This window comes from Curtobacterium sp. B18, from assembly GCF_000333375.1.
In the GTDB taxonomy this organism is placed as follows: domain Bacteria; phylum Actinomycetota; class Actinomycetes; order Actinomycetales; family Microbacteriaceae; genus Curtobacterium.
The window spans coordinates 1-7,490 of record NZ_BACZ01000392.1 but is presented as its reverse complement, the minus strand read 5'-3'; the positions used below and the strand labels follow the sequence as shown (position 1 = coordinate 7,490).

The following is a 7,490-nucleotide window of genomic DNA, read 5'->3' as shown; positions in this document are numbered from 1 at the left end:
CCTCCGCGCGGCCGCGGTGTCGAACCCGTGCGAGCCCGGGCTCGTGACCCTCGTCGGCGAACTGTCCACCCGGAGCGAGGAGTTCCGCACCTGGTGGGCCGCGCACGACGTCCGGATGCACCGCACCGGCAAGAAGCGGATCGTGCACCCCATCGTCGGCGAACTCCGGCTCGACTACGAGGCCCTCGAGCTCGTCGCGGACCGAGGGCTCGTGATGTTCTCGTACTCGGCCGAACCCGGCAGCGAGTCCGAGCGCTCCCTGGCACTCCTCGGGTCGTGGGCCGCCACGGAACGCGCCGAGCACTACGCGGCACTGCGCGCGTCGGAGACCGAGTCGGTCGACTGACCCGGAGCCCCCGTGGACCCGAGCGGTCACGGTGGATCGGTCCGGTCATGGTCGATCGGTCCGGTCACGGTGGATCGGTCCGGTGAGGCCGCTCGGCGACCCGTGCCGTCGCGTCGTTGACCGTTCCGGTTCGCGATCCCCGGGATTCCCGAACCAGAACGGTCACGGCGGATCGCCAGGGGCGGTGTCAGGTGGTGGGAGCCGCAGGACCGGTCGCGTCCGGGCCCGCGCCACCGTCGTCGGTCGCGGCACTGCCGTCGTCGGTGCCGGCGATACCGTCGACGATCGCGCGGTACCGCAGCCGCTCGATGCGCAGCACCCGCTCCGTCGCGGAGAGGCGCAGCACGCGGATCGCCGCGAAGACGAGCACGATGAGCGCGACCGTCAGGACGGCGAGCGACACGACGAAGGCGACGTACAGCAGGCTGACGACGGCGAATCCCCCGGAGATCATGGGGCGACGGTAGCAGGCACCGTCCGTAGGCTGGGGCCGTGACGAGGACGGCGGACGGCCCAGCGGGGGAGCCCGGAGCCGTTCGCGCGGAGCAGGACCACCGGAAGTACCGCCGGCCGGAGCCGTCCTTCGTCCGGGCGGTCGCGACCGCCCTCGGCGACGCCCGGACGGTCCTCGAGGTGGGTGACGGCGCGGTGTCCTCCGTGCCCGCCGACCGCGCCGTCACCGCGGCGACGTCGACGAACGCGATCGACACCGACGCCGCCAGCGACGCCGACGCCGACGCCACCGACGGATCCGGCACCTGGGCGCTGCCGTTCCCGGCCGACCGCTTCGACGCCGCGGTCGTGACGTTCCCCGTGGAGGGGTGGGTCGACCCCGAGCGGGGACTCGCCGAGGTGCGCCGGGTGACTCAGGGTCCGATCGTGGTCCTGACGTCCGACCCCGACCGCGTCCCGGACTTCTGGCTCGCCGAGTACGCCCCCGAGGTCACCGCGGCCGAGGCCGGGCGGTACCCGCCGGTGGGCCGCATCGCCGCGGCCCTCGCCGGGGACACCGTCACGACCACCCCGCTGCCGATCCCGTTCACGTGCGTCGACGGGTTCTCCGAGGCGTACTACGCCCGACCGGAGCGGCTCCTCGACGCGGCGGCGCGGCGGGCCGACCCCGCCTGGGGCCTCGTGGACGAGCTGACCGCACGCCGCTCGGTCGCGGCGCTCCGGAACGCGCTGGACTCCGGGGACTGGGACCGTGCGCACGGCGCCCTCCGGACGCAGCCGTCACGGGTGGGCTCACTCGTCCTCGTCACCGCGGTGCCGCCGCGCGCTTGACACGTCGACGTAGGCTGGTCCCGTGAGCTTCCAGGAGGTGGTCGGCGCCCGTTTCGCCGACATCAGGGCGTGATGCCCCCGGTCGCACCGTGCGGTGCGGCCGCCGTCATCGAACCCTGAGACCCTCCGCCCGGTGCGGCGCGCGTCCGCGTGCCCCGGGCCCTGCCGAGAGCGAACCACCATGCTGCCCATCAGCGAGAAGACCATCCGCACGTCCTTCGTCAACGCCTCCCGCAAGGAGACCGGCGACCTCACCCTGCCCGGGGACCTCGACACCCTCGACTGGGACGCGCTCGACTACCTCGGGTGGCGCGACCCGAAGCTCGCGCGCCGCGCGTACGCCGTCGTGCCGACGCTCGAGGGCGAACTCGTCGGCATCCTGTTCCGGCAGGCCGAGGCGTCCCCCCGCGCCCGGGCCCAGTGCTCGTGGTGCCAGGACGTCAAGCTGCCGAACGACGTCGTGTTCTACAGCGCGAAGCGGTCCGGGCCGGCCGGGCGCAACGGCAACACCGTCGGAACGCTCGTCTGCCAGGACTTCCAGTGCTCCCGCAACGTGCGGCGGACGCCGCCCCTGGCCTACGAGGGGTTCGACGTCGAGGCCGCCCGCCGGCAGCGGATCGAGGACCTGCAGCTGCGCGCGGCGTCGTTCGCCGCGGAGGTCTAGGACCGGCGCGACCAGCAGACGGCCCGGAGGCGCGGTGCGGGCCGGCACCGCGCCTCCAGGCCGTCGGGTCGTGCGGTCAGCGACCGATGGACGACATGTCCGGGTAGCGGTCGCCCGTCGGGACCGGCAGCGCCGACAGGCGCGCGACCTGGTCGGTGGTGAGGGTGAGGTCGGTGGCGCCGACGTTCTCCTCGAGCCGCGTGACCCGCTTCGTACCGGGGATCGGCACGACGTCGTCACCCTGCGCGAGCAGCCAGGCCAGGGCCACCTGCGCCGGGGTGCCGCCCGCCTCGGACGCGATGTCCTTGACGGCGTCGACGATCCGCATGTTCTCGGCGAACGCTGCCTCGGCGAACCGCGGGTTCGCACGGCGGAAGTCGTCCGAGTCGAGGTCGGACGGCTTCGTGATCGCGCCGGTCAGGAACCCGCGGCCGAGCGGCGAGTACGGCACCAGACCGATACCGAGCTCACGGAGGGTGTCGAGCACCTCGCCCTCCGGGTCCCGGGTCCACAGCGAGTACTCGCTCTGCAGGGCCGTGATCGGGTGGACGGCATGGGCCTTCCGGATCGTCGCGGCGCTCGCCTCGGAGAGCCCGATGTGCCGGATCTTGCCCTCCTCGACGAAGCCGGCGAGCTGCCCGATCACGTCCTCGATCGGGACGGCGGGGTCGACGCGGTGCTGGTAGTACAGGTCGATGTGGTCGGTGCCGAGCCGTCGCAGGGAGCCCTCGAGCGCCTCGCGCACCGACTCGGGCGCACTCGAGATCCCGCGCTGGGTGCTCGGCTCGGTCTCGCCGGGGGTGTGGGTGATCAGGCCGAACTTCGTCGCGATGACGACGTCGTCCCGACGGTCCCCGAGGGCCCGGCGGAGCAGGTCCTCGTTCGTGTACGGGCCGTAGGCCTCGGCGGTGTCGAACAGGGTGACGCCGAGGTCGATCGCGCGGTGGATCGTGCGGATCGACTTTTCGTCGTCGGTGCCGGCGCCCGTGTAGAAGGCGCTCATGCCCATGGTGCCGAGGCCGACGGGGCCGACCTCGAGGTCTCGGAGCGTGCGTGTCTGCATGGGTGCAGGTCTACTCCGGGTCCCTCGGTTGGAGGGAGGCACTGACCGGACCCGTCAGCCAGGAATGCCCGTTCGTGCGGTTCCTCCAAGGTTCCGCGCGTTCCCGACCCGACCCTGGTGTGATCGGAGCGTGAACCTGTACTTCCGGCTGTTCCTGCTCCGGTTGCGCGTCCGGCTCCGCCCCGCGGTCGGTGGACGTCGACCGACGCTCTGGGACGAGGTCCGCACGCCGTTCCGGGTGACCCTGACCGACCTCGACCCGCTGCGCCACGTGAACAACGGGAAGTACCTGTCGATGCTCGACCTCGGGCGACTCGACCTCATGCTGCGCTCCGGGTTCTGGGGTGCGATCGCCGAGCGCGGCTGGTACCCCGTGGTCTCCGCGCAGACCATCACGTACAAGCGGTCCCTGACGCTCGGGCAGCGGTTCGAGCTCGTGACCCGGGTGCTCGGGATGGACGACCGCGCGGCCTACCTGGAGCAGACGTTCGTCCGGCGCGGCACCGTGGTGGCTCGAGCCGTGGTGCAGGCGCGGTTCCTGCTGCGGACCGGTGGGACGGTGTCCCCGGCGGAGCTGCTGGACGCCGCGGGGGCCACCGACCGGGACCTGTCGGTACCGGAGTGGGTGCACGACTGGGCCGGGGCCACCCGGATCAGCAGCTCGGGTACGCTCGCGGGCAGGGGGGCGGATGCCCCGGGACGAGAGGGGACGTCATGACCATCGTGTGGATCGTGATCGGCATCGCGGTGCTGATCGCCGCCGTCATCACCGTGCTCGAGGTGCAGAACCACCGACGCGCGAAGCGCCTCGCGCACCTCGGACCGGCCGACCCGCGGCTCGGGGCACAGGCGAGAGCGGACGCCGATGCCGCGCACTCGGTGACCGAGGGGCTGTCGAAGTCCGCGCACCCGGGCGTCTCCGGCGCCGGCGGCGGGGTCTCCGGCCCGTGACCCGGCCCGCCACCAGGCGGACGGTGCTCGCCGGGGGAGTCGGACTCGGGATCGCCGGGGTGCTCGCCGCGTGCAGCCGACCGGCACCGTCCCCGTCCCCGTCGGCCACGGGCACACCCGGACCCACGAGGACCCCGACCGCGTCACCGACACCGGGCGGCCCCGACTCGTGGGACGCCCTGGCCGCCGCGGTCTCCGGACGGCTGCTGCGCTCCGGGTCGGACGGGTGGAACACTGCTCGCCTGGTCGAGAACCCACGCTACGACGACGCCGATCCGCAGGGCATCCTGCGCGCAGCCGGGGTCGCCGACGTGCAGGCCGGGCTGGCCTTCGCCCGGAACACGCACACCCCGGTCGCGCTCCGCGCCGGCGGGCACTCGTACACGGGGTGGTCGGCCGGCGGCGCACCCGGCACCGACGTCCCACGGTCGCTCGTCATCAGCACGCAGGACCTCGACGGCATCGAACTGCACGACGACGACACCGTGACGATCGGCCCCGGCGCGCAGCTCGGGGACGTCTACGCCACACTCGCGACGGCCGGTCGGGCCATCGGCGCCGGCTCCTGCCCGACCGTCGGCATCGGCGGGCTCACCCTGGGCGGCGGGGTCGGCGTGCTCGTCCGCTCCTTCGGTCTGACCTGTGACCAGCTCACCGGCGTCACGCTCGTCACCCCGGACGGCGCCGTGCACGACGTCTCGACCTCGGCCGAACCGGACCTCTTCTGGGCCTGCCGCGGTGGGGGCGGCGGGACCGTCGGCGTCGTGACCGCACTGACCTACCGGACCCAGGCCGCGCCTCCCGTCCTGCTCTTCACCATCACCTTCGCGTGGTCCGCCGCCGCTGCCGTGGTGCGCGCCTGGCAGGACTGGGCGCCGACCGCCGACCCGCAGCTGTGGTCGACGCTCAAGCTGCTGAACGGCACCCGCCACACCGCGCCGACCGTCACCGTGACCGGTGTGTGGACGGGTTCGAAGACCGGTGCCGACACCTCCGTGGACGGGTTCATCGCCGCCACCGGGGCGAAACCGCTGGCCCACACCGCAACGCAGCACACGTACGGGTCCGCGATGGCCGCGCTGGCCGGCAAGCCGCAACGGGTGTCCGAGGCGGCGACCTCCTCGATCGGATCGTTCAAGCTGACCGACGCGCAGATCGACGTGCTCGTCGCCCGAGCGGACGCGGCCGGCGACGTGCCGGGGAACCTCGAGGGCGGTGTCTCCCTCGATGCCCTCGGCGGCGTCGTGGCCGACATCGGCCGGACGGACTCGCCCGTCCCGTGGCGGTCCGCGCTCATGACCGTGCAGTACACCGCGGTCTTCGCCGACGGATCGGACCCGGCGCCCTTCGACGCCTACGTCCGGGGCTTCCGGAAGGCGATGCGGCCGGCCTGGGGCGACGCCGCCTACGCGAACTACTGCGACGCGGCCATCACGGACCCCTCGGCGTACTTCGGCGACAACACCTCGCGCCTGCACCGCATCGCCGAGCAGGCGGACCCGGACGGGGTGCTCTCGCAACCGCACTGGGTGTGAACCGACCCGTCGACGGTGGGTCGCCCTACGATGACCGCATGGACGCCGACGACCTGGTCCTGCCGGACGCCGCCGCCTGGCGTGCCTGGCTCGACGCGCACGAGGACGAACCCGACGGCGTGTGGCTCGTCCTCGCGAAGAAGGGCACGACCGAGCCGACGACGCTGACCTACGACCAGGCGCTCGACGAGGCCCTCTGCTCCGGGTGGATCGACGGGCAGAAGCGCGGGCGCGACGCGGCCACCTTCCGGCAGCGGTTCACCCCGCGGCGGAAGGCGTCGCTCTGGTCCGAGCGGAACATCGGCCTCGTCGCCACGCTCGTCGCCGACGGGCGTATGCGCGTCCGGGGCCAGGCCGAGGTCGACCGTGCCAAGGGCGACGGCCGGTGGGACCGTGCCTACGCCGGTGCCGCGACGGCCACGGTGCCGGACGACCTGCGGGCAGCGCTCGACGCCGCACCGGCCGCGGCCGCCCTGTTCGCCGGACTCGACGCCACGAACCGGTACGCGGTGCTCCACCGGATCGCGACCGCGCCGAGTGCGACGTCCCGGGCGAACCGGCTCGCGAAGCTGGTCGGTGGGCTCGAGCGGGGCGAGACCCCGTACCCACGGAAGCCCTGACGCGCCGACACCGGCACGAGCCACGGCACCAGCGAGCCGAACCGGTTCCGACCGACCCCGGGGGACACCGACTCAGCGCGCTGCGACGAACGCGGCGTAGACCGGGGACATGACCACTGGCACCGACACCACGAACCGTCCGGCCGCCGCCTCCGGCACCTTCCGCATCGGCGGCGACCTCGAGGTCCACCGCCTCGGCTACGGCACCATGCAGCTCACCGGCCCGGGCGTCTGGGGACCCCCGAAGGACCACGACGAGGCGGTCCGCGTCCTCAAGCGCGCGGTCGAACTGGGCGTCGACTTCTTCGACACCGCCGACTCGTACGGCCCCTACGTCGCCGAGGACCTGCTCCGCGAGGCGCTGCACCCCTACGGCGACGACATCGTCATCGCGACGAAGGCCGGCCTCACCCGCACCGGGCCGAACGAGTGGCCGCCGGTCGGCCGCCCGGAGTACCTGCGGCAGGAAGCCGAGATGAGCCTCCGCCGACTCGGCCTCGAGCGCATCGACCTGTTCCAGCTCCACCGCATCGACCCGAAGGTCCCGCTCGAGGACCAGGTCGGCGAGCTGAAGAAGCTGCAGGACGAGGGCAAGATCCGGCACATCGGCCTGTCCGAGGTGTCGGTCGACGAGGTGAAGGCGGCGCAGGAGATCGCGACGATCGTCTCCGTCCAGAACCTCTACAACCTGCAGAAGCGCGACGCCGAGGAGCTCCTCGACTGGTCGACCGAGCAGGGCATCGGCTTCATCCCGTGGTTCCCGCTCGCGACCGGCGGTCTCACCGGCAGCGACTCGCCGCTGATCGAGATCGCCGAGCGCAAGGGCGCCACCCCGGCCCAGCTCGCCCTGGCCTGGCTGCTGAAGCGCTCGCCCGTCATGCTCCCCATCCCCGGCACGTCGAGCGTCGCCCACCTCGAGGACAACCTCGCAGGCGCGACCGTCGAGCTGACCCGACGACGAGTTCGAGGAGCTGTCGAAGCTGGGGTCCTGACCCCGGGTCGCGGACGCGACCACCCCCAGACGGGA

General features: G+C 73.1%; 9 protein-coding genes and 1 pseudogene. 8 read left to right on the top strand and 2 right to left on the bottom strand.

Annotated elements, in window-relative coordinates; translation table 11 throughout:
• Nucleotides 1–346: MmyB family transcriptional regulator (locus I5E_RS10950; RefSeq protein ID WP_022907026.1), on the top strand; the 346-nt coding region annotated here is incomplete at its 5' end.
• 187 nt (nucleotides 347–533) lie between these two features.
• Here the strand turns inward: I5E_RS10950 and I5E_RS10945 are convergent.
• Nucleotides 534–800 carry a hypothetical protein gene (locus tag I5E_RS10945; protein ID WP_022907025.1) on the bottom strand — a complete coding sequence of 89 codons (267 nt, stop codon included), beginning with the start codon at nucleotides 798–800 and terminating at the stop codon, nucleotides 534–536.
• 38 nt (nucleotides 801–838) lie between these two features.
• Between I5E_RS10945 and I5E_RS10940 the strand changes: the two genes are divergently transcribed.
• Entirely contained in the window at nucleotides 839–1,630 is a 792-nt protein-coding gene (locus I5E_RS10940; protein ID WP_022907024.1) for a ubiquinone/menaquinone biosynthesis methylase, read from the top strand.
• 181 nt (nucleotides 1,631–1,811) lie between these two features.
• On the top strand, nucleotides 1,812–2,294 hold the full coding sequence (locus I5E_RS10935) for an FBP domain-containing protein (RefSeq protein ID WP_022907023.1): 483 nt from the start codon (nucleotides 1,812–1,814) through the stop codon (nucleotides 2,292–2,294).
• Nucleotides 2,295–2,370: 76 nt separating this feature from the next.
• On the opposite strand, the gene I5E_RS10930 is transcribed toward I5E_RS10935, so the two are convergent.
• Complete coding sequence (locus I5E_RS10930) at nucleotides 2,371–3,357, bottom strand: aldo/keto reductase (RefSeq protein ID WP_022907022.1); 987 nt, start codon at nucleotides 3,355–3,357, stop codon at nucleotides 2,371–2,373.
• A 130-nt stretch (nucleotides 3,358–3,487) separates the two neighbouring features.
• Between I5E_RS10930 and I5E_RS10925 the strand changes: the two genes are divergently transcribed.
• The 5 genes and pseudogenes from I5E_RS10925 (at nucleotide 3,488) to I5E_RS10905 (ending at nucleotide 7,455) form a co-directional block, all read left to right on the top strand.
• Entirely contained in the window at nucleotides 3,488–4,075 is a 588-nt protein-coding gene (locus I5E_RS10925; RefSeq protein WP_022907021.1) for an acyl-CoA thioesterase, read from the top strand.
• Complete coding sequence (locus tag I5E_RS25455) at nucleotides 4,072–4,308, top strand: hypothetical protein (RefSeq protein WP_022907020.1); 237 nt, start codon at nucleotides 4,072–4,074, stop codon at nucleotides 4,306–4,308. Before I5E_RS10925 ends, I5E_RS25455 begins: the two co-directional genes overlap by 4 nt.
• Nucleotides 4,305–5,843, top strand: coding sequence for an FAD-binding oxidoreductase (locus I5E_RS21635; protein ID WP_187290495.1), 1,539 nt, complete (start codon nucleotides 4,305–4,307; stop codon nucleotides 5,841–5,843). The genes I5E_RS25455 and I5E_RS21635 overlap by 4 nt, the downstream gene beginning before the upstream one ends.
• A 38-nt stretch (nucleotides 5,844–5,881) precedes the next feature.
• Nucleotides 5,882–6,463 carry a YdeI/OmpD-associated family protein gene (locus I5E_RS10910; RefSeq protein ID WP_031262217.1) on the top strand — a complete coding sequence of 194 codons (582 nt, stop codon included), beginning with the start codon at nucleotides 5,882–5,884 and terminating at the stop codon, nucleotides 6,461–6,463.
• A gap of 109 nt (nucleotides 6,464–6,572) precedes the next feature.
• Nucleotides 6,573–7,455 (top strand): annotated as a pseudogene (locus I5E_RS10905) (aldo/keto reductase).
• Nucleotides 7,456–7,490 lie beyond the last annotated feature (35 nt).